Source organism: Oceaniferula spumae, from assembly GCF_042849255.1.
Taxonomy (GTDB): Bacteria; Verrucomicrobiota; Verrucomicrobiia; order Verrucomicrobiales; family Akkermansiaceae; genus Oceaniferula; species Oceaniferula spumae.
The window spans coordinates 2,657,376-2,676,879 of record NZ_AP026866.1 but is presented as its reverse complement, the minus strand read 5'-3'; the positions used below and the strand labels follow the sequence as shown (position 1 = coordinate 2,676,879).

The window sequence follows — 19,504 nt, the reverse complement described above, 5'->3', positions numbered from 1 at the left end:
AGTCACCGACTAGCTTATGGGGCTATGAAAATAATCATCCGGAACCTATCGCGCAGCACCACAGAAGCTGAAGTCAGAAATCTCTTTGAGGCATTCGGTGAGGTGACGTCCTGTGATCTGGTGATGGATAAACAGACTGGTGGCTCGAAGGGCTTCGGCTTTGTGGAAATGTCCAATGTCAAAAGCGCCAAGTTTGCGATCAAGAACCTCAATGACAAGACCATCGCCAACAGCCGCATCCGCGTGAAGGTGGCTGAGGAGAAGTAGTCGGAGCCTTTTCAGCCTGCCCCCGGCAATGTTGAACAAGTCGCTGCTGGGCAAACGGCGATATCCGAGTACCGTCACCCATGGCACTTGAGAACATCAATCCCATCGGCGAACAGACGCCAAATTCATCGGAGGGCGAGAGTTCTGAGGATCCTGTTGAAAAGAAGACTAGGAAAACCCCAGGGCAATTGGCCGATAAGGCGAGGCAGCGGAAGGAAATCACCCGGTGGAAGGCGATCGTGGCGGAGTTTCAGAAGTCCAGCCGCTGGCGTGCCAACTGGCAGATTTTCAACACGGTGGGCTTATACGCATTGCTCTGGTACATGATGTTTCTGAGCCTCTCGGTTTCCTGGTGGCTCACGGTTCCGATCGCCATTGTCGCCGGCGGCTTGTTGGTGCGGGTATTCATCATCTTCCACGACTGCGGGCACGGATCATTTTTCAAATCTCGAAAAGCCAATGACGCCTGGGGCTTTATCACCGGTGCGCTGACCTTCACTGCCTATTTTCACTGGCGCTGGGAGCACGCCACCCACCACGCCACCACAGGAAATCTCGAACGCCGCGGAATGGGCGACGTCCCCACCCTAACAGTTGACGAATATCTCGCCTCAAGCCGATGGGGGAAGTTCAAATATCAGATGACGCGCAATCCGTTCATTCTCTTCACTATCACACCTCTGGTAATGTTCGTCGTCGTTCAGCGTTTCGCATTCAAAAGTGCCAAGCGCCGTGAGAAAATTTCCGTCTGGATGATGAACATCGCCATTGTCGGATTGGCCTGGGGCTTGATCTCGATCTTTGGATTCATCCCTTGGTTGATCTGCCAGCTCATCACCATCGGCATCGCAAGTTCAGCCGGCTTCTGGCTGTTCTATGTGCAGCACCAGTTTGAGGATGCTTATTGGGAAAATACCGATAGCTGGGAATACACCGATGCCGCGATGAAAGGTAGCTCGTATTATAAGCTACCAAAAATCCTGCAGTGGTTCTCAGGCAACATCGGCTTTCATCACGTGCACCACCTCAGCTCGAGAATCCCTAACTACAATCTCGAGCGCTGCCACTACTCAGACCCGATGTTCACAGCCGTGCAACCGATGACCCTGTGGGACAGCTTCAGATGCTTGAATGTGAGACTGTGGGACGAGAAAGCCAAAAAGCTCATCAGCTTTGGCCAGTTGAAAAGACAAATGCAACAGGCCGACAGCGGAGATAGGGCGAAATCGAAAGCGGCCTAACAAAACGTGGACGCCCAATCTGTCCTGGTCTGAGCGATCAGCTATTCTGTGGCACCAGCTGGCGCTACGGTAAATGAGTCACAGATCAATAAGCTCTTATATTTAAAGGAATTAAATTGACTCATAGAACAAGCTTCATTTACGGTGAAAGCCGCTCCGCGTGGTTATATCTATCAGTGTTGTTAGTTCCACGGACGTTTCAAAGGGTCCTGCCCTTCCTTAGCGCACGATCTCTTTGTTTTCCGCGTCCTTGGCCAAAACACACACCACCATGCAATCATATTCTCTTGCGGTAGCACTGCTACTCTCTCTCTCCTCTTGCCTATTCGCTGCCAGTTCCGTCTATGTGGATGAGCCCGGTGACTTTTTACCAGTGAATCCCACCAACGGGATGACGGTGACTTGGAAACCCGGCACTCCGGATGCTGTCGGCAATCTTGTCTTCGGAACGAACGCTTTCACCTCAGTTCAGAGTGCCATTGATGGTGTGAATTCGGGTGGCAGGGTATCCATCGCTGCAGGCACTTATGATGAAGGTGTCGAGATAACGATTTCTGATTCTGTGACTCTCTCCGGCGATGGCCCGGGGGTCTCCATATTGACCGGCGCTTCGAATGGCAATTCTATCGATGATCCCGGTGAGCACCCCGTCTTGCAGATCACGGCTGCTGAAGACGGTGGGATCGGCGTCACACTTCAAAATATGTCCATCGTCGATGGGAAAAGACGTCAGTTTGCCGCGGGCGCGGATGGGGTGAATTCCCTCGGGGCTGATCTCATCATTCGCAATTGCCATTTTTCGGGTCACCTTACAGAGGCGATCCGATTGGAGGCCTACGTGGTGCTTGCACTGGATGCCGATAAAGGACCATTGACGAGGATCGTCGATTCAGTTTTTACAGGAAATGGAATAGGAGTTTTGAACGGCTTTGGACACGTCGGAGTCATTCGGTCGACCATCTCAAGGAGCAGCAATGGCATCATTAATCGAGGCAGACTCAACCTGATTTCTTCTGGAATATCAGAATGCAGAGGCTCGGGAATTTACGGCGTTACCGCGAGTTCTACGCTCGTCTATTACTCTACGATCAGAGATTCTGCAGAGGGGCTCACATTTGTTCAAGCGGACGCGATGGTTTACTCTTCGACGATCTCTGGGAACGACCGAGGTATTTTTCATCTTGGAGGTCAGTCTTTCGCCTTGCTAAGCTCTACGGTGACAGGGAACGACGATTACTTGTTTCTCTCGGTACCAGATGTGCTAATCGCCAACAGTATCATCGCTGGGAACTCTGTTCTTGATCCCCCCCCAATCCTAAATGCCGATATTCGAGACACTGGGACCATTAGGTTTGAGGGCGTGAATTTTATTGGTGATCAGAAGAATCTTAAGGCCTTTAGGCCGGGAATCGATCTCTCCTTTAACTCCACTGGGATCGAACTAGCCGAATTACTCGAACCCGCCCTCGCGGACAATGGCGGGCCTACTGGAACTCATGCGCTGGTGGCTGGTAGTCCCGCGATCAATGCGGGAGACGCGGATTTCGACGAATTCAACCTGCCTTACAACTACCTGGGACCGGGAACCACCCTATTTAATCCCTTCATCGCTGACATCCAGCTCTCCTTTTCAGGCGCGGAGCAGCGAGGTTCAAGTTTTTCCAGACCATACGACGGAGGATTGGATATCGGAGCCATCGAAGCGAATTACCCAATCCTTGTTTCAGGCAAGTCGTGCTCCGGGTCGGAGAAGTCGGTCGACATCATTTTCAACCAGGAGGTCACGATCGCAGATCTGACGCAAGTGAGTCTCGTGAACACCGCAACCGGCAGCACGATTGCTTCCACTGCGACGCTCTCTGGTACAATACTCACCATCACTTCTCCTGCCGCATTTACGGCAGGGAACGATTTTTCGGTGCTGATTGCGGGGAGTGCGGTGACCAACGATTTTGGAAACTCCTTCGGGGTGACTAATCGATCCACCTTGATGTTTCCGGCCTCGTCGAATGTCTACGTTGACCAAGCGATTGATTTCTATCCCCCGTCTCCCGCTCCAGGAGACACGGTCATCTGGAACTTTGGTGCTCCCAATGAGGTCACGGGACTCACCTTTGGGGTCGATGCCTTCGCTTCCGTGCAAGCAGGAGTCGATGCGATTTGTCTCAACGGCACCGTCTTTCTTGCGGCAGGAATTTACGCTGAGGGCGAGCAGATTGAAATCACTCACCCGGTCACGCTCCAGGGCGAGTCGCCCGCCAGCACCATCATCACGGGCGGTCATACGCATCGGGTGTTCAAGGTTTCCGGCGCTGGGAATATCGTCACGATGGATCGACTCACCATCAGGGACGGGCTGGTGGACGGCGAAGGGCTCCCGGGAGGTGGCGCAGGCATCCAGAATAACGATGCGAACCTCACCGTCACCCACACGATGATTTCCGGGAATCAAGTCACAGCGGGTGGCGGCGGCGGAATTTCCAATATCGGCGGAGTGGTCACCGTGAGCCATTCGACCTTTGCAGACAACACCGCGACTCTGGGAGGAGGAGCGATTGTGAACGCCAGTCTTGAGACTGGTCAAAGCCCCGAATTGACGGTGACCAATTCGACCTTTTCGGGCAATGCCGCGAATTTCCTCCCGCCTACCGGCTCCTTCAATTTCAACGGGGGTGGCGCCATTTACAACGTGGACATTTCCGGTGGGGGTGCCGCCGTGGCGACGGTCGCCAACTCGACGTTCTGTGAAAACTCGGTGCTCAATGGTGAGGGCGGTGGGATTGCCAATATTGGAGGAACCCTTACGGTCACCAATTCCATCGCGCTTGGAAATACCTCGAGCAATGCGAGCGGAGCTCAGGATATCGCCTCTCTGGGATCGTTCACGAATGAGAGCAACCTGATCGGCCTGCCCAGCGGATTGACAATGTTGGATGTCCTCAGCCCCTTGGCTGACTTTGGCGGCTTAACCTTAACCCGTGCCCTCTCTCCCGGAAGTCCTGCGATTGGCGCTGGCGACAATAGTTTTATTCCCGCTGGAGTTACCACTGACCAGCGGGGAGCGCCGCGCTTGATCGGAGGGCTCGATATTGGAGCCTACGAACTCACAACTGCGCTCATCGCTGCTGCCAACTCTGCCCAATTTTCACACAACCTCACCACCAAAATTCTGATTACTGATCTCCTCGCCTCCATCACAGGTGGAATGGGTCTGCCGCTGACTCTGCAATCTACTTCGGCAACAGCCGCTGCGGGAAGCAGCATCAGGGTGACCGATCGGTTTATCATCTACACCCCAGCACCCGGCCAAACGATTGGTGACAGTTTTACTTTCATTGCAAGCGACGGTTTTCAGACAGTCCAAGGCACGGTTCAGATCACGCCAGAAGGAAACGGCAATGGCGGCACGGTCAATATCTCTGAGATTAAGGTGGAGGGTGATTCTGCGGCCATCATCGTCGCTGGGATTCCTGGAATTGTTTACCAATTACAAAGCTCATCTGACATGTCAGTTTGGATCTCGATGGGAGCTGCGGTCACGTGTCCCTCAGGCGGAATCATGACCTTCAATGATCCTGGGCCTCTTCCTGAAACTCGCTTTTACCGCGCCGTTGATCCTGCTAACAGCGCACCCTAACACAATGAAACATATCATCTTAGCCCTCTTATTTCCCGTCATAGCCAATGGCGCTACTGTGCAACTGACGGATAGCGTTGGCGGTCTCATCCCTGATGGATCCACGGCGGGTCTCGCTAGAACTCTTGTGCTGGATCGACCCGGTGAAGAGATCACCTCCATCACTGTGGATATTTCGATCAGTGGCACCAGTGGAAGTTTCCCTTTCTTGGGGGATCTCTACTTCTATCTGAGTGACGGCACTAGTCTTGTCACACTGGCTAACAGAGCCGGACGTGATTCTGGTACACTGGACGGCTATGACGATAGCGTAAGCATGATGGTCACCTTTTCTGACCTCGCTTTCACTGATTTTCACGTTTACCGGCCAGCTGTGACTGGCAACAGCACGACTGCATTGAGCGGCCCGCTTACTGGCAGCTTTCAGCCGGATGGACGAGACACCTTGCCAACCAGCGTCGTAACCGGAGATGCGAGGACTAGTCAGCTCTCGGACTTTTTAGGCGTCAGCGCAGAGCGAACATTCACACTTTTCGCGGCAGATCTATCGGGTGGCGCGGAACACCAGATCGATAGCTTGACGCTCAATGTGGAGACCGTGCAAGTGCCCGAGCCTTCGTTGGGTCTGCTATCGCTAGCTAGCGCCTGTCTGCTGATGTTTAAAAGGTGGCGCTAACAGAGCATGTTGGTAATCGGACCCTCATAGCCTAACAGAAAAATTTGAAGCTGTAGTTTTCATCAGTTACCGCGCAAAGTATATTGCTGAGCCCTCTCATTGACGAAAAAACCTCAGACCGCATGATGACGGTGCCGTGGTTTTTGAAGAAGTGATGTGGGTGGGTTTACTCTTTCTCCGCCACCAGGATGGGGGCTTCTAGGGCTTTTTCCATCGCCTCGCCGCGCAGGCGCTTGTGGCGAACGCCGCGGAATGGGCGACGTCCCCACCCTAACAGTGGACGAATATCTCGCTTCGAGCCGATGGGGGAAGTTCAAATATCAGATGACGCGCAATCCGTTCATCCTCTTTACTATCACACCTCTGGTAATGTTCGTCGTGGTTCAGCGTTTCGCATTCAAAAGTGCCAAGCGCCGTGAGAAAATTTCCGTTTGGATGATGAACATCGCCATTGTCGGATTGGCCTGGGGCTTGATCTCGATCTTTGGATTCATCCCTTGGTTGATCTGCCAGCTCATCACCATCGGCATCGCAAGTTCAGCCGGCTTCTGGCTGTTCTATGTGCAGCACCAGTTTGAAGATGCCTACTGGGAAAATACCGACAGCTGGGAATACACTGATGCGGCGATGAAGGGTAGCTCGTATTATAAGCTACCAAAAATCCTGCAGTGGTTCTCAGGCAACATAGGCTTTCATCACGTGCACCATCTCAGCTCGAGAATCCCTAACTACAATCTCGAGCGCTGCCACTACTCAGACCCGATGTTCACAGCCGTGCCACCCATGAGCCTGTGGGATAGTTTCAGATGCCTGAATGTTAGACTATGGGATGAGGAGGCCAAAAAGCTCATCAGCTTTGGCCAGCTGAAAAGGCAAATGAGACAGGTTGATACCGGAGCGGAATCGGGATCAAAAGCAGCCTGAAAAGCCTCCACTACTGAGTTGTAGGCGGCTTTGTTAAAAAGGACGAGAACTCTGTAAGTTATCGGCGGCGGCGCAGGATGAAACCTAAACCGGTGAGTCCGAGCATTGCAGTGCTCGATGGCTCTGGCACGGTTCCTACAAGTTCAAAGCCAAGAAGACCTGAGCGGTTCGCATTATCAACACCGCCTAGTTGAAACGTCTGGGAAGTTCCTGTTAGTCCGGAGAACAACATGTAATCACCAGCAATGCCTCCGCCAGCAGATGCGTCTACAAATGTGCCGTCAAAAATCTGACTGGTATAGGAGCGCGTATCTCCACCTAAGGAAATGCTGGCGCTTCTACCGCCTGCATCATCGCCTAAATACACATAGAGGTCATAAGTGCCTGTGTAATTGATGTTGTCTAATGTGACCGAGATTCCTGTGGGATTATTTCCCTCGATGTGGCCGTCGGTTAAGTCTCCGGAGGCATTTTCGGCGGCAGCCACGCGGCTGCTACTGGCAGATTTAGACCATGTTCCTACTGATGTGTAGGTGAGGTCCAGGCTACTGCCGTCAGTACCTAGTATGGTCTGCGGCCCAGCACCGCCAACCCCATTGTAACTGGCAATCACGTCCGTGAAGGTTGTGGTTCCATTGACTCCTGCAGCGATTCCAGCGGATGCTCCAGATTGGGTAAGGAGCTGATCGGGTGTTGCTCCAGGGTTGCCATTGTCTGAACGGCCGGAAAAGTTAACAGCGATCACGGAAGCATTTGCCACACTTGTTAGGGCAATCGCGAGAGAGGTAATAATAACAGTATTCATTGTTGTGTGGTCTTCTGAATTTACGAGTGCTTTATAGAATATCGAAATTGTTACATCGAGCAATGACTAAATCACAGCGGTAGTCTTGCCGAGAGGGGAGATTATTTGTCCGGAGCTATACTCTTCCGAAATACCTGAAGTCGAAACGAAATGTACAAGCCCCACACGAATCATCTAGATACCACTAGTCATATAGAGCCCCAAGCCAATGCCTGTGAGACTTGCGATGATACAGGCGGGGATCATGACAGCCCGATGCTGCCACAACCCGATGATTTTCACCGTCGTGTAAATAGCGAGAGCAAATAGCAACAGGCCGCAGATAAACCAAGCCACTGGCCAACGCACAACGGGGAATGACTGAAGTGTTGCGGGAGGTGTGGATGAGTTGAGCTTTTCAAGAGCCGAGCCGGGTGAGTATTTGATGAGCGACTCACGTTGCTTGAGAAACGCAACAGGAGTTTTGAACAGTGGATTGCGAACGAGCTTGATAGAGCTGGCAATTCCATAGTCCCCAGTGAGCGCTTCGTAAGTGGGTTTTGGGCAGCTGATGTTTTGCTGATAACCGTTCTCATCGACCACTTTGATCGAAAACCCTGCTGATGAAGTAGCTCCGCGTTGGCCGGTCACTCCGGACATGCGCTTATCGGATCCTACCATCTTAACAGTAACGGTTTCCTTAGGCAGCCAGCTGGCGATAGGCGGCCATATGGCAAGGGTTCCTAAAAGCGTAATCATAGCGAGTATGCCGCCGAAAATGAGCACGACTTTGCCATTTTGAGGTTGGGACTTTGTGTGGTTATGGCTCATGGCTCGATTCACAACACGCTGGTAAGCTTTTCAGCCAGCGATTTGATAATAAACGTTTGGGGGAGGACAATGAGATGAAGTTAAAATAGTGAACTCACCCAATTCCTCATCCCAAGTTAACGGGAGTTTTTCAGAAGCTTGATTACAGCCTCCGCAGCAGGGCCTGCCGAGGCAGGGTTCTGGCCGGTGACCAAACGATCAGACACAACGGTGTGAAGCTTGAAATCTTCTCCGGAGCTGTAGCTTGCGCCTTGGGATTTGAGTTTGTCTTCGAGAAGGAATGGAACGGCTTTGGTGAGGCCCACTTTTTCTTCCTCGCTGTTAGTGAAGCCAGTCACTTTTTTACCTTTGATGAGTAGAGTGCCATCAGGGAGTTTCAAGTTCACCAATGCTGCAGGGCCGTGACAGACGGCGGATACGATGCCACCTTGGGAGTAGATTTTGCCCGCGATCTCTGATGCTCCGGCTGCGTTGGGGAAGTCCCACATCGTGCCATGACCGCCTGCGAAGAAAATAGCGGCATAATTGTTAGGATCCAAGTCTTTGAGGACTTTGGTGTTTTTCAAGGCGTTTTGATAGGCCTTATGGTTTAAGAATTGATCGTTGATGGCGTCGGGTTTCTTGGTGCTGCGCGGATCGATGGGAGAATTGCCTCCTTTGGGACTGGCGAAGTGGACCTGGTAACCAGCCTTGACGAATTTTTGCCATGGGTGGGTGGCCTCGGCGAGCCAGAGTCCGGTAGTTTTTCCGTCGGGCATCTGACCGTAGTTGGTGACGACGATGAGAACGGTTTGTTTATCATCCGCCGACTGTGCCAGGGGGATGAGTAAAATGGTGGCGATGAGAGCGATGATTGTTTTCATGACTGGGTAACGTAGCGCATGAGACAATTTGTCTGACTCCAATGGATGGGTGGATGGTTGAGACCGAAAAAAATCCCAACTGCCACACATGAGCGGCAGTTGGGAATGATGAATTTCAGGTGGTGGAAAAGACGATTACTTACAGCGACGCAAAATCAAAGCAAGGCCGCCAAGTCCGAAAAGAGCGGCTGATGATGGCTCTGGCACTGACGTGATGGTGATTGAGCTTTGGAGTTCGCCCACGCGCATGTCACCAACGTTGCCTCCATAGGTGAATGCTTGTTCGGTTCCTGTGAACTGGTTAGGAACATCTTGTACTGGATCAGCACCGGTGACGTTATTAGCAACGGTTCCAGTGATGCTGTATCTTTCGTTGGCCGCAACGTTCAATAGGTTGAAGGCAGAGAAACCGTTGATTGCCACAGTAGCGGTTTCGGTTCCACCGGCTCCTAGGTTGACAGTCGCTTCGTCGATGGTGAAAGTGATAGTTTGAGTAGGGGAAACCAGGCTGCCATTAACTCCCCAGTGACCGAAGGCAGTACCCATTCCGGTTACTGCGCCGTTGCTTGTCGCAAACAGGCCAAGTGTGATATCGACTGAGTCATCACCAGTACCGAAGTTATCTAATGATAACCCAGAAATCCTGTAAGTGATAGATTGATCAGCTCCGCCAGAGTTAGAGACGTTACCGCTACCTGGAGCAAAGCCAATAGTGCCTTCAGATGTTAAAGTTCTGTTACCAAATTCACCACTTGCCATTTGCAAGTCAATATTGGTTACGACTGCCTCAGCTGCCGTGAGGGATAACGTGAATGCCAGGGCTGAATGGAGGGTGTGTTTGCTTTTCATTACTCAGATGGGTTTTTGTGTGGAAGGGGCGGGATATAAACACAGGATTACGATGTCAAAGAATATTTAAAAAATAGTGGCTATCTGCTTCGAGATACAGCGTAAGTGCTTCACAAGGCTTTAGCGTTCGCATTAAGTGACATAACTGGGGGCGGAAGTGCATGGGTGAACACTCGCTCTTTTTGTTTGTGTGAGAAGATTATATGCGCAGAAAGCCGAAGAGTCCTTTCTTAGCAGTGGTAATAAAAAAAATCCCAACGGGAATGGGCATCCTAGCCTGGGGTTGGCACAACCCCAGGTAAGAGACCCGTGATGATGCCATGCCTGAAGGGATTGTGAAGGGGCGAGGTGGGAATGAGCCCACGGACTACAGAACGCCTTCAGCGTTCAGATGGGAGCCTTGGATGAACCCAGGGTTGATCCAACCCTGGGCTAGGGTGCTTAATCCCGTTGGGATTTAGGATACCGGATCCTGACTCGTGTGAAGATGGCCTTCAGTCGGTCGGCCCAAACTGTTTAACGGCGTGCCACTCTAGTATACCGCCGTTTCATCGAATGATACATTTCTATGCCCGACCACTCTTATAAAAGGTGTTGGTGAAAATAGTGCTCTCCCGCTGTTAGTTGCCATGCCCGAGCTTGGGAAAATCACTAACAAAGAAGCCGCGTCACTCGCCGGACTCGCGCCCTTTAATCTCGACAGTGGCAAGATGAGGGGACAAAGGAAGATCTTTGGCGGTCGCAGGAGATACGCCAATCTCTGTATATGACCGCTCTTTCAGGCTCACGGTATACCCTATTTTGAAAGAGTTTTATCAGAGGCTATTAGGAAAAGGAAAGCCCAAGAAGCTCGCACCCACTGCCGTCATGAGAAAGCAGCTTTGCTAGCTAAACTCGCTGATGAAGAAACATATAAATCAACTTCAATCCGCGTAATGAAAATAATCACTAAAGACAGTTGCTGACCCTTTTTCCCCTTTTCGATTAGACAGTTATGAAGAACCCCATATTTTTTTATATTTCCCATCACTTAGTTTCTGCCCTGCTTTTTTAATTTTTTGAATATGCACTTCGAGTTCATCATATCGTTTTTGGATGAAAGCTAAATAGTCATCATCTAAATTACCGGAAATTAGATCATTGGCGCAATTAATACAGTGGCTTTTTAATGATGTTTCGATATCAGCGTTACTCTTTTTTATTTCAGATAAATAAGTTTTTGGTGACCTATCTCCTATTTTTATATTTGATATTTTATTGATTCTTACTTTGTTCAAGACGGAATCAGAAAAATCATATTCATCTGAATTGACCCCAAATTTTTTCTTTAAATAGTTGTCTGGAAAAATGTGATGAACATCAACTTTGTTGTTTACGGAAATAGTAGCATTGTTTTCAAAATTAAGGAACTTTTTCTTATGCCAAAGGTAGTAAGTTAAACCCATGAAGCTGGCACTTTTTGCATTATCGGTTTTTTTGTAGCTATCGAAATCTGATAGAATGCGTATGCGTCCCCAATAGTCCTTACTGATGTTTTTTCCTTCAGCAAGTAGCCGTAGAGCTTCACAATCCTTTTTGATGACAATATTTGTTGATCCGTGACCGCCACCTCCATAACGGTTATCCATTAAGGATGCGTAAAACCAATATTTTAACTGATCCATCTGTTCTGAAGATGCTTGTGAAAACTCCTTATTGGGTAATTTTTGATAAAAATGCAATAAGGGTAACAGCATTGTTCTATAGGGTATTTCTTTTACTCTAAATAGCCAATCATTATCTTCCAGCCAGCATTGGATATAGCATATATCTTTTACACAAGTCGCCCAGTGTTTGTTGAAATCAGCCCCAGTTAAATTTTCTAATATAGAGGTTCTGGTAACGTCTCCATTTTCCAGATAATTAATATAACGAACAATAGGATCAACCAACCCATCATAAAAATACTGACGAGATTTGGCCTTACCGACTTCCGCAGAAAGTTTAAAGTCGATATAGACCTTAGCATTGATAATATCGACAAAAGAGAGGATCATCCCCATGGAATTACTCCGCTCGAAAAACAAACAGAACTTTTTTAGAGGCATATTAAGTAATTGGACTGACAATAACTTTTCTTTTTTAATAATGTCAGTTTTAAAATCGCTGAACATTGCGCTAGCGAATTCTCTAGCGACCTCTTTTTGGTCATCATTAATAGTATATTCATCTAATTGAGGTTCAATGTATTCGTCAATAAACCGCTGTTCTCTGTAGTCAATAGAGTTGTATAGATCTGATACTTTAATGAATAATATTTCATCCTTAGGTTGGCGCGAATCAACACCAGAAATGTAGTTTTCTAGACCAACTTTTTTCCGTTTGGAAGCCTTGTCGTAGTACTCTGCGCTACATAATGTATCAAAATCTTCAAAGATATAGTATATTTCGTCTTTTCCTAAAAGTGCTCGATAGATAGCTGTGGTCCTCTGTTGACCATCTAATAGAGTATATATATCTTTAGTTTCAAAATCATCTCGTTGGACGAGTTTAGGTTTCGGTTTATGCTTTTTTGAGCCCCTCTCTCTTAAGTCAAAGCCCTTGCATGCTAAATCAAATTTTGGGCGAGCTAGAATAAGAGAGCCAATGAAAAGATTCCGATTGATAGAATCGAATAGCGTTAATGATTTATCTATTGGCCATTTGAAATCACGCTGGAATTCGGGCAATAATAATTTTCCGTCTTCGATCAGCTTAACTAAATCAGAAATTGAGCGTGTTTCCTGTGTATTCTCAGACATAAGCTGATCATTCCTCAATAGGTTTTATTGTAAATAGAATAAATATCTGCTCTATAAAAGGCAAGGGGCTTAAGTATTGGCACGTGCCAGGTCTGGTTTTTCAACTCTATTTCTCTAACACAATCACACATTCCAAATGCCTAGTCTGCGGAAACAAATCGAAGGGCTGCACGGCGGTGAGTTTGTAACCAGCTGTTAGGAACTCCTTGAGGTCGCGCATTTGGGTCGCGGGGTTGCAGGATACGTAAACGACCTTGCTGGGGCTGAAGGCGAAGAGCTGGGTGAGGAATTCTTCGTTGCAACCTTTGCGCGGGGGATCAATGACGACAGCGGTCTCGTTTGCTGGGAAGGTGATGTCGGCGAAAATGGCTTCGGCGCTGGAGGCGAGGAAGGTGGTGTTCTCGATGTTGTTGAGCTGGGCATTGCGGCTTGCCCAGTCGGCTGCCGTTTCACTGACTTCCACGCCGGCGACTTGCACGAACTTGTGGGCGAGACAGAGGGAGAAGAGGCCGGAGCCACAGTAGGCATCGACCAGGTATTTCGCGCCGCCAGCTGACGCTTGCTCGGCGACGTAGCCGGTGAAGGCGGGCAGGATGAAGGGATTGTTCTGGAAGAAGTCTCCAGCGAGGAAGTGGAAGGTGATGTCGCGACCGCCATCGCGATCGTCCACACGTACGGTCTCGGAAATCGGGTTGCGATGGTTGGTTTCCACACGGCCTTCGGTAGCACGCAGCAGCAGGGTGGCGTCTTTTTTGTAGGCCTTGGCATTGGCACGGGTTTCTTCACGGATGCGAGGCAGCTCCCTGTTGATCACGTCCATGGCGATCGGGCACTGCGGCACGTCCACGAGGTGGCTGCGCTGACCGGCTAACAGAAATCCGATATCGCCGATTTTGCCATCGCGCGGGCGTTTGAAGTGCGGGGTGATCTTTGACCGGTAACCCCACTCTTTCGGTGAGGGAATGGCGGGGGAGCATTCGGTTTCCACACCGGCCATGTGCTTGAGAAGTTCTTCCACCTGGCGGGTTTTCCATTTCAGCTGCTTTTCGTAGGAGAGGTGCTGGTACTGGCAGCCGCCGCATTTTCCGAACAGGGGACACTTGGGATCGAGTCGGTCAGGCGATGGCTCGAGGACCTCGATGAGGTCGGCCTGACTGTGGGATTTATCGTTGCGGAAGACACGGGCGCGAACTTTTTCGCCGGGGAGAACGGAGGGAATGAAGACAACCCAGCCTTCGCTTTCTGCGCGCTTGCTGCCGACGCCGGGGATATCGGAAGTGAAGCCAACATCCTCTGGTTCCACTTTGACGCGGGCAATACCGATACCCAGATTACTGAGGGCAGAGATCTCGACCTCGATTTCCTGATGGTAATCGAAGGGGTAGGCTTTGAATTTCTTCGGCTGACGCATGCTGTGTGTTTAAGTTCCAATTTCCAAAAACCAAATACCAAAGTGATGCGGGGACTAGATTTTTAACCGCTAAAAAAACACGGAACCCACTGAATACACGGAAGTCGATTGTTGAATCCTCGGTGTGTTCCGTGGTTCCAAAATGAAATATCTAGCCAAGTCTTGCTTTCGTGCATTTCGCAATTTTTCGCGGTCAATAGCCACGGTTTGACCGGTTCAGTGGAATTTTCTGCATCGGAGCTTTGCCGGATCGTCGGGTGGGTGTAGATTATATCGCTATGAAAATTCTCCGCGTCATTCCCGCCGTTTTGTTACTTTCCGCTCCATTGGCCTGGGCGGACAAGGACGTGTGGTATGATGCTTCCGGAAAAGTGGTGAAAATTACCCAGGCTGTTGAAGAGAAAAAGCCCTTTGTTCCCGACTGGAAAAAGCGCGAGATCGAACGCCTGGAGGCACAGCGGACCGGCAATTATAATGATCGTGTTTACCACCGTTCAAGAAGCAGTTGGTATTCCGGTTACTCGCCTTATTACTACAGTGGTTATGCTGGCCACTACTACGGTGGTTACCACGGACACCATCGGCATCATGGCTACCACAGCGGTCATCGCTCCCGCTGGGGGTTCCGCGGCACTTACCACGGAAGTGGCTGGTCAGTGCGGGTGGGATACTGAATAGATCCCAGTAATCGACCGTAAACGGCCTACTCGGCTGGTGCGAGATCGTCTTCCTTAGTGGAAGCGGTCGCAGGTGGTGACTTGGCAGGAGGCGCAACAGCGGCACTGGGCGGCTTGATCGCAGTGCTCGGCTGGGTATTGGGAACCGTGACTTTCTGGCTTCCAGTGCCGATGGAGGATTCCGCGCCGTCGGCTAATTGCTCGGCTGTGGGTAAATTGGTATCATCGCTAGGCGTGCGGAAGGCTGCGGTGGGGTTCACTTCCTCGACAGGTGCCGGGGCTGGCGCGACAGGTTTCGCGACCACCTTAGGTTGTTCCACAGGTTTGGCAGCCTCTTCTTCCTTGGGCTTGTCAGCGCAAGATGACAGCAAAGCAGAGAAACCGGCAATACCGGTGAGCATGAGCGAGGTGGTGAGTTTCTTCATTCCGTGGGATCAGGTGCGATGTGACTGACACTCATAGGGTGGCGATGACGGGCTGGCAACTCGGAAAATCTGAAAACAACACGAAGACATGAACAGCGGAAGTGCAAAGGAGCGCGAGAGGTTGTGGGCTTCGGACATAAAAAAACAAGCGACCGGATGACCGATCGCTTGTTTGGAAATGAATTAGTTGAAACGAGCAGCTTGCCCGATCTCGTCTGACTTAAGCGGATTGCTTAGGCAGACGCTTCATGCTGGAGATGTGGCGAACCAGCTCGCGTGTCTCTTGCTGCCATTGGTTCATGGCTTTGCGGGAGACTTCCACTTTATTGGAAATGGCGGTTTCAAGCTCGGCGTAGCTCTCGCTGAGGCGCTGGGAGAAACCGTGCAGCATCTCGGTGGCTTTTTCTGAGATAGGAGTGGTCTCACCGATGGCGGCTAGGCGTTGGTCGGCCTGGCGGCGAGCTTCGCGCATTTCAGCGAGGAGGATTTTCTCATCGGAAACGGTGCGGAGGTTGCTGGTGAGGCCAACTTTGGAAAGCAGCCAGATCATCCACTTGGTGGGGTCGAACTGCCATGGCTTCACGCCGTTACGGTAGTCGTGCTGGAATGCGTGGTGGTAGTTGTGGTAGCCCTCACCGCAGGTGAAGACGGCCATGATGGCTGAGTCACGAGCGGAGTTCTCAGTGTTGTATGGGCGCTTGCCGATGGTGTGGCAGAGCGAGTTGATGAAGAAGGTGCAGTGCTGAACACAAACGATGCGGAGGATACCGGAAAGAAGGAAGCCGCCGAGTGCGCCTGCTGAGCCGTTCCAGAGGTAACCAAGAGCGGTAGGAATGACGAGACCGACAACAAGACCGATGAGGTGCACCCATTTGTGCTGCCACATGACGAGCTTGTCTTTTTTCAGATCGTTGACGTTGTCCATTGGTGGCTCAGGCTTGAGCTTGAACATCAGCCAGCCGATGTGGGCCCACATGAAGCCTTTGGAAATATCGTAAGGATCATCGTCGTGGTCGACGTGCTTGTGGTGCAGACGGTGATCTGCGGTCCAATCAAGGCAGGAGTTCTCGAAGGCACAGGCGCCGAAAACGAGAGTGGTGAATTTCACCGGCCACTTGGCTTTGAAAGCAAGGTGGGAGAAGAGGCGGTGGTAACCGAGGGTGATGCTCATCGTGGTGATGGTGGCATAGAAGAAGAACATACCGGCCTGGAACCAGTCGATTCCGTAGTGCCAAAGGTAGATCGGCACTGCAGTTACAGCAGTCAACGCCGTAACAATCAGGAAGATACTGGTGATCCAGTTGACTCGATTAAATGGGATGCGAAGCATAATGTTTGAATAGGTTGTAGAAAATTAGATGCGGGGCGGGGGTAATCTAGGGGTGAAAAGGGGCGTTCCGGTTCTTTGCCAGAAGTGGGCGCTTCTCTACACTGGTTGTTGACTTGGGTCAAGACTTGGATCGGACATAAGCCCTTCGCGCAAACCGTGTTTCAAACAATATTTAAAGACGAAACCCCCTGTCCATAACCGTTCACAGTGTCGAATTGGATCGCAGAAAAGCTACTATTTTTTATCAAAAAAAGCCAAATGCACGGAAGTTTTGTTGAGTTTTGAGGTGATGATTGAGTGCTGTTAGCCGAAAATCAGCAGGGATGGAGGTTTGTCGATGAGTGGGTTAGGCGATGATCATGGAAAATCAGCTTGTGAGGGAATCATCCCAGCCTCTAGCATGACTCCACATATTTAATAATGATCACCAAACTAATATTGGCGAGCCTGGCACTCGCAACCACGCTCTCCGCTAAGGAAAAGCCCAACATCGTTTTCATCCTCGCCGATGACATGGGTTATGACTCTATCTCCGTCAACAATCCCGCGATGGGACCTCTAAAAACACCGCACATCGATAAGCTAGCCGCCCAAGGCATGAACTTCACCGATGCCCATTCTGGATCGGCAGTCTGTACTCCCACGCGTTACTCCCTTCTAACAGGGCGCTACTGTTGGCGTTCAAGATTGAAAAGATCAGTCCTATGGGACTACGCGAGACCTTTGATAGAGGATGACCGAATCACCGTAGCGGAGATGTTGAAAAAGGAAGGCTACAGCACGGCAATGGTCGGCAAGTGGCACCTGGGGCTGAACTGGTACGACAGTGATGGCAAACTGGCGAACGCTGATCTCAAGGACTCCGACAACATGTTCAGCCGGAACGAAGGCACCAAGCGTGTCAAGGAGGCGCAAGCGAAAATCGACTTCAGCAAAACAACAACCGGCGGACCTAACAGCCACGGCTTTGACTACTGGTTCGGTGTCGATTTACCCAACATGGCACCCTACCTCTTTATGGAAAATGGCAAGACCGTCGGGATCCCCAGCGTGATGAAGCCTAAGAGCATGTTTGGTCATGATGGCCTGATGCTACCAGGGTGGAAATTGGAAAACATACTCCCGACGTTGGGGGAAAAATCGGTCGAGTGGATCACGTCTGCAGCCAAGAACGACAAGCCGTTTTTCCTCTACGTGCCAATGACCTCACCGCACACGCCTATCTCGCCCAGTAAAGAATGGCAGGGGAAGAGCGGGATCGATGCTTACTGTGACTTCGTTATGGAGACGGACGCCGTGGTCGGCCAGATCATGAAAGCCCTCGATGATGCCGGAGTAGCGGACAAGACGCTGGTGATCTTCTCCACCGACAACGGCACGGCCCCTGCGGGCGCCAAATTCAAGCTCCTGGAAAAACACGGAGTGGATCTACGCAAGCACCTCAAGGGGCACAAAGCCCAGATTGCTGATGGCGGCCACCGCGTGCCGATGATTGTGCGCTGGCCGGGGAAAGTGGAGCCCGGCTCGACTTGTGCGGATGTAGTTGGACTGACCGACTTCATGGCAACGACCGCCGAGATCCTCGATATCAAGCTGCCGGAAAATACCGCCGAAGACAGCTTCAGCATCCTGCCCCTGATCACTGGCAAGGCAAAGACACTACCTAACAGACCGCTGGTGGTGAACCATGACATCGGCGGAAACTTCGCCATACGCAAAGGAAAATGGAAACTCATCCCCGGAAAAAAAGGGGTGCAGCTGTATGATATGGAGGCTGACCTCAAGGAGAGCAAAAACATCGCGCAGGAGCATCCTGAGGTGGTCGAAATGCTGCAGACGACTCTGGACCGTTACAAAAAGTCCGGTCGTTCGCGCTGATCAAGCCTTGCGCTTCCAGACGCTTACCAGTGACACCGTCCACTGAAACTTACGCGCCGTTTCCCTGATGAGGAAGGGTTCGTCGTGACGACCCGTGAGTTCAAAGTCTCCTTCCAGTTGGCTCTTTAACCAGCTGAAAGTATCCTCCTTGGGTTGGTTCTCAGGCGGCGTGAAGCTATCGAGCCAGGTGCAAGGAGTGGCGAGCACAAGCATACCACCGGGCCGGACAAGGTCAGGGAGTCGGTTCAAAAGTTTTAACGGCTCGGGAAGCCGGCAGATCAGGTTGGCGGCGTGCACGCGGTCGAAGCTGCCGAGGTCATCGGGCAAGTTCATGGCATCGCCTTGAAGAAATCTAACATGGTCAGCCTGTGAACGAGCAGGCAAGCTGGCGGTGGCGGGGCGGGTCTGTGAGCCGGTGTCTAACATGTGGTAGTCGATTTTCCCCTCACGACGAATCGTCTCCGCCGCATCGATAAAGTTTTGCGAGAAATCGATCCCTATCACTTCGTCCGCACGCTGGCTGAGTTCAAAACTTGATCGACCGACGGCACAGCCTAGATCGAGCGCGCGGTCACACTTTTCCTCAGGGAAGTACGCCACCGTGCGCGCAGGAAATCCGATCGCATCCTTCGGTCCGAAGCCCCATGGCATCAACTCGTCGTCAGGGCCGTAATGCATGAGAAGATACTCGCTGAGCAGTTGATCGGATTCGTAGACATCGGCCATGGGGGACAGACTCAAGAATCCAGAGCCAAGAATCAAGGGATAAGGCGATCTTTGATCGGTAGGGCAGATTGGCCTCAATCTGCAGGGCTACACTATTCACCGCTCGGGAGGGATTAATGATACCGAAGCTGTTGGATCATCCCTATTTCAGCAAAGGCTGTTCGCTTCGATCCGGCAGATTGAGGCCAATCTGCCCTACCATCGT

The 19,504-nt window shown here is 51.0% G+C and carries 17 protein-coding genes; 8 read left to right on the top strand and 9 right to left on the bottom strand.

The genetic code is table 11. From position 1 onward, the window contains the following. Window positions 1-24: 24 nt before the first annotated feature. The 5 genes from ACSPJT_RS11050 (at window position 25) to ACSPJT_RS11030 (ending at window position 6,745) form a co-directional block, all read left to right on the top strand. The gene (locus tag ACSPJT_RS11050; protein WP_435892610.1) at window positions 25-267 is read left to right on the top strand and encodes an RNA recognition motif domain-containing protein; all 243 of its coding nucleotides are present in this window, start codon (window positions 25-27) and stop codon (window positions 265-267) included. Between the two features lie 80 nt (window positions 268-347). Beyond that, the gene (locus tag ACSPJT_RS11045; protein WP_435892609.1) at window positions 348-1,508 is read left to right on the top strand and encodes a fatty acid desaturase; all 1,161 of its coding nucleotides are present in this window, start codon (window positions 348-350) and stop codon (window positions 1,506-1,508) included. 271 nt (window positions 1,509-1,779) lie between these two features. After that, window positions 1,780-5,145, top strand: coding sequence for a choice-of-anchor Q domain-containing protein (locus ACSPJT_RS11040; protein WP_435892608.1), 3,366 nt, complete (start codon window positions 1,780-1,782; stop codon window positions 5,143-5,145). A 4-nt stretch (window positions 5,146-5,149) separates the two neighbouring features. After that, a complete protein-coding gene (locus tag ACSPJT_RS11035; protein ID WP_435892607.1) occupies window positions 5,150-5,821 on the top strand; it encodes a hypothetical protein in 672 nt (223 codons plus the stop codon). A 252-nt stretch (window positions 5,822-6,073) separates the two neighbouring features. After that, on the top strand, window positions 6,074-6,745 hold the full coding sequence (locus ACSPJT_RS11030) for a fatty acid desaturase (RefSeq protein WP_435892606.1): 672 nt from the start codon (window positions 6,074-6,076) through the stop codon (window positions 6,743-6,745). A 58-nt stretch (window positions 6,746-6,803) separates the two neighbouring features. Here ACSPJT_RS11030 and ACSPJT_RS11025 read toward each other — a convergent pair whose 3' ends face one another. From ACSPJT_RS11025 to ACSPJT_RS11010, 4 genes are all read right to left on the bottom strand, one after another. Then, window positions 6,804-7,550 carry a PEP-CTERM sorting domain-containing protein gene (locus ACSPJT_RS11025; protein ID WP_435892605.1) on the bottom strand — a complete coding sequence of 249 codons (747 nt, stop codon included), beginning with the start codon at window positions 7,548-7,550 and terminating at the stop codon, window positions 6,804-6,806. Window positions 7,551-7,724: 174 nt separating this feature from the next. Beyond that, the gene (locus ACSPJT_RS11020; protein WP_435892604.1) at window positions 7,725-8,360 is read right to left on the bottom strand and encodes a hypothetical protein; all 636 of its coding nucleotides are present in this window, start codon (window positions 8,358-8,360) and stop codon (window positions 7,725-7,727) included. 116 nt (window positions 8,361-8,476) lie between these two features. Then, window positions 8,477-9,223: a type 1 glutamine amidotransferase domain-containing protein gene (locus ACSPJT_RS11015; protein ID WP_435892603.1), complete on the bottom strand. Its 747-nt coding sequence runs from the start codon at window positions 9,221-9,223 to the stop codon at window positions 8,477-8,479. A 135-nt stretch (window positions 9,224-9,358) separates the two neighbouring features. Further along, window positions 9,359-10,072 (bottom strand): PEP-CTERM sorting domain-containing protein, encoded by a 714-nt coding sequence (locus tag ACSPJT_RS11010; RefSeq protein WP_435892602.1) that lies wholly within the window; start codon window positions 10,070-10,072, stop codon window positions 9,359-9,361. Window positions 10,073-10,701: 629 nt separating this feature from the next. On the opposite strand from ACSPJT_RS11010, the gene ACSPJT_RS11005 reads away from it, so the two are divergent. Next, window positions 10,702-10,842, top strand: a complete 141-nt coding sequence (locus ACSPJT_RS11005) for a hypothetical protein (protein WP_435892601.1) — start codon at window positions 10,702-10,704, stop codon at window positions 10,840-10,842. Window positions 10,843-11,064: 222 nt separating this feature from the next. Here the strand turns inward: ACSPJT_RS11005 and ACSPJT_RS11000 are convergent, their stop codons facing one another. Both ACSPJT_RS11000 and ACSPJT_RS10995 read right to left on the bottom strand, forming a co-directional pair. Further along, window positions 11,065-12,852: a GmrSD restriction endonuclease domain-containing protein gene (locus ACSPJT_RS11000; protein ID WP_435892600.1), complete on the bottom strand. Its 1,788-nt coding sequence runs from the start codon at window positions 12,850-12,852 to the stop codon at window positions 11,065-11,067. 106 nt (window positions 12,853-12,958) lie between these two features. Then, window positions 12,959-14,263, bottom strand: coding sequence for a class I SAM-dependent RNA methyltransferase (locus ACSPJT_RS10995; RefSeq protein ID WP_435892599.1), 1,305 nt, complete (start codon window positions 14,261-14,263; stop codon window positions 12,959-12,961). A gap of 278 nt (window positions 14,264-14,541) precedes the next feature. Here ACSPJT_RS10995 and ACSPJT_RS10990 point away from each other — a divergent pair, with 278 nt between their 5' ends. After that, window positions 14,542-14,937 carry a hypothetical protein gene (locus tag ACSPJT_RS10990; RefSeq protein WP_435892598.1) on the top strand — a complete coding sequence of 132 codons (396 nt, stop codon included), beginning with the start codon at window positions 14,542-14,544 and terminating at the stop codon, window positions 14,935-14,937. Between the two features lie 29 nt (window positions 14,938-14,966). On the opposite strand, the gene ACSPJT_RS10985 is transcribed toward ACSPJT_RS10990, so the two are convergent. Together ACSPJT_RS10985 and ACSPJT_RS10980 are read right to left on the bottom strand one after the other, a co-directional pair. After that, window positions 14,967-15,365, bottom strand: coding sequence for a hypothetical protein (locus ACSPJT_RS10985; protein WP_435892597.1), 399 nt, complete (start codon window positions 15,363-15,365; stop codon window positions 14,967-14,969). A gap of 220 nt (window positions 15,366-15,585) precedes the next feature. Further along, window positions 15,586-16,695 carry an acyl-CoA desaturase gene (locus tag ACSPJT_RS10980; protein WP_435892596.1) on the bottom strand — a complete coding sequence of 370 codons (1,110 nt, stop codon included), beginning with the start codon at window positions 16,693-16,695 and terminating at the stop codon, window positions 15,586-15,588. A gap of 420 nt (window positions 16,696-17,115) precedes the next feature. On the opposite strand from ACSPJT_RS10980, the gene ACSPJT_RS10975 reads away from it, so the two are divergent. After that, entirely contained in the window at window positions 17,116-18,573 is a 1,458-nt protein-coding gene (locus tag ACSPJT_RS10975; protein WP_435892595.1) for a sulfatase family protein, read from the top strand. Here the strand turns inward: ACSPJT_RS10975 and ACSPJT_RS10970 are convergent, their stop codons facing one another. After that, window positions 18,574-19,299: a putative 4-mercaptohistidine N1-methyltransferase gene (locus tag ACSPJT_RS10970; RefSeq protein WP_435892594.1), complete on the bottom strand. Its 726-nt coding sequence runs from the start codon at window positions 19,297-19,299 to the stop codon at window positions 18,574-18,576. It lies immediately after the preceding gene. Window positions 19,300-19,504 lie beyond the last annotated feature (205 nt).

Coding starts and splice junctions, on each gene's coding strand:
- ACSPJT_RS11050 (WP_435892610.1), top strand. CDS start 25: ATGAAAATAATCATCCGGAACCTATCGCGCAGCACCACAGAAGCTGAA.
- ACSPJT_RS11045 (WP_435892609.1), top strand. CDS start 348: ATGGCACTTGAGAACATCAATCCCATCGGCGAACAGACGCCAAATTCA.
- ACSPJT_RS11040 (WP_435892608.1), top strand. CDS start 1,780: ATGCAATCATATTCTCTTGCGGTAGCACTGCTACTCTCTCTCTCCTCT.
- ACSPJT_RS11035 (WP_435892607.1), top strand. CDS start 5,150: ATGAAACATATCATCTTAGCCCTCTTATTTCCCGTCATAGCCAATGGC.
- ACSPJT_RS11030 (WP_435892606.1), top strand. CDS start 6,074: ATGGGCGACGTCCCCACCCTAACAGTGGACGAATATCTCGCTTCGAGC.
- ACSPJT_RS11025 (WP_435892605.1), bottom strand. CDS start 7,550: ATGAATACTGTTATTATTACCTCTCTCGCGATTGCCCTAACAAGTGTG.
- ACSPJT_RS11020 (WP_435892604.1), bottom strand. CDS start 8,360: ATGAGCCATAACCACACAAAGTCCCAACCTCAAAATGGCAAAGTCGTG.
- ACSPJT_RS11015 (WP_435892603.1), bottom strand. CDS start 9,223: ATGAAAACAATCATCGCTCTCATCGCCACCATTTTACTCATCCCCCTG.
- ACSPJT_RS11010 (WP_435892602.1), bottom strand. CDS start 10,072: ATGAAAAGCAAACACACCCTCCATTCAGCCCTGGCATTCACGTTATCC.
- ACSPJT_RS11005 (WP_435892601.1), top strand. CDS start 10,702: ATGCCCGAGCTTGGGAAAATCACTAACAAAGAAGCCGCGTCACTCGCC.
- ACSPJT_RS11000 (WP_435892600.1), bottom strand. CDS start 12,852: ATGTCTGAGAATACACAGGAAACACGCTCAATTTCTGATTTAGTTAAG.
- ACSPJT_RS10995 (WP_435892599.1), bottom strand. CDS start 14,263: ATGCGTCAGCCGAAGAAATTCAAAGCCTACCCCTTCGATTACCATCAG.
- ACSPJT_RS10990 (WP_435892598.1), top strand. CDS start 14,542: ATGAAAATTCTCCGCGTCATTCCCGCCGTTTTGTTACTTTCCGCTCCA.
- ACSPJT_RS10985 (WP_435892597.1), bottom strand. CDS start 15,365: ATGAAGAAACTCACCACCTCGCTCATGCTCACCGGTATTGCCGGTTTC.
- ACSPJT_RS10980 (WP_435892596.1), bottom strand. CDS start 16,695: ATGCTTCGCATCCCATTTAATCGAGTCAACTGGATCACCAGTATCTTC.
- ACSPJT_RS10975 (WP_435892595.1), top strand. CDS start 17,116: ATGATCACCAAACTAATATTGGCGAGCCTGGCACTCGCAACCACGCTC.
- ACSPJT_RS10970 (WP_435892594.1), bottom strand. CDS start 19,299: ATGGCCGATGTCTACGAATCCGATCAACTGCTCAGCGAGTATCTTCTC.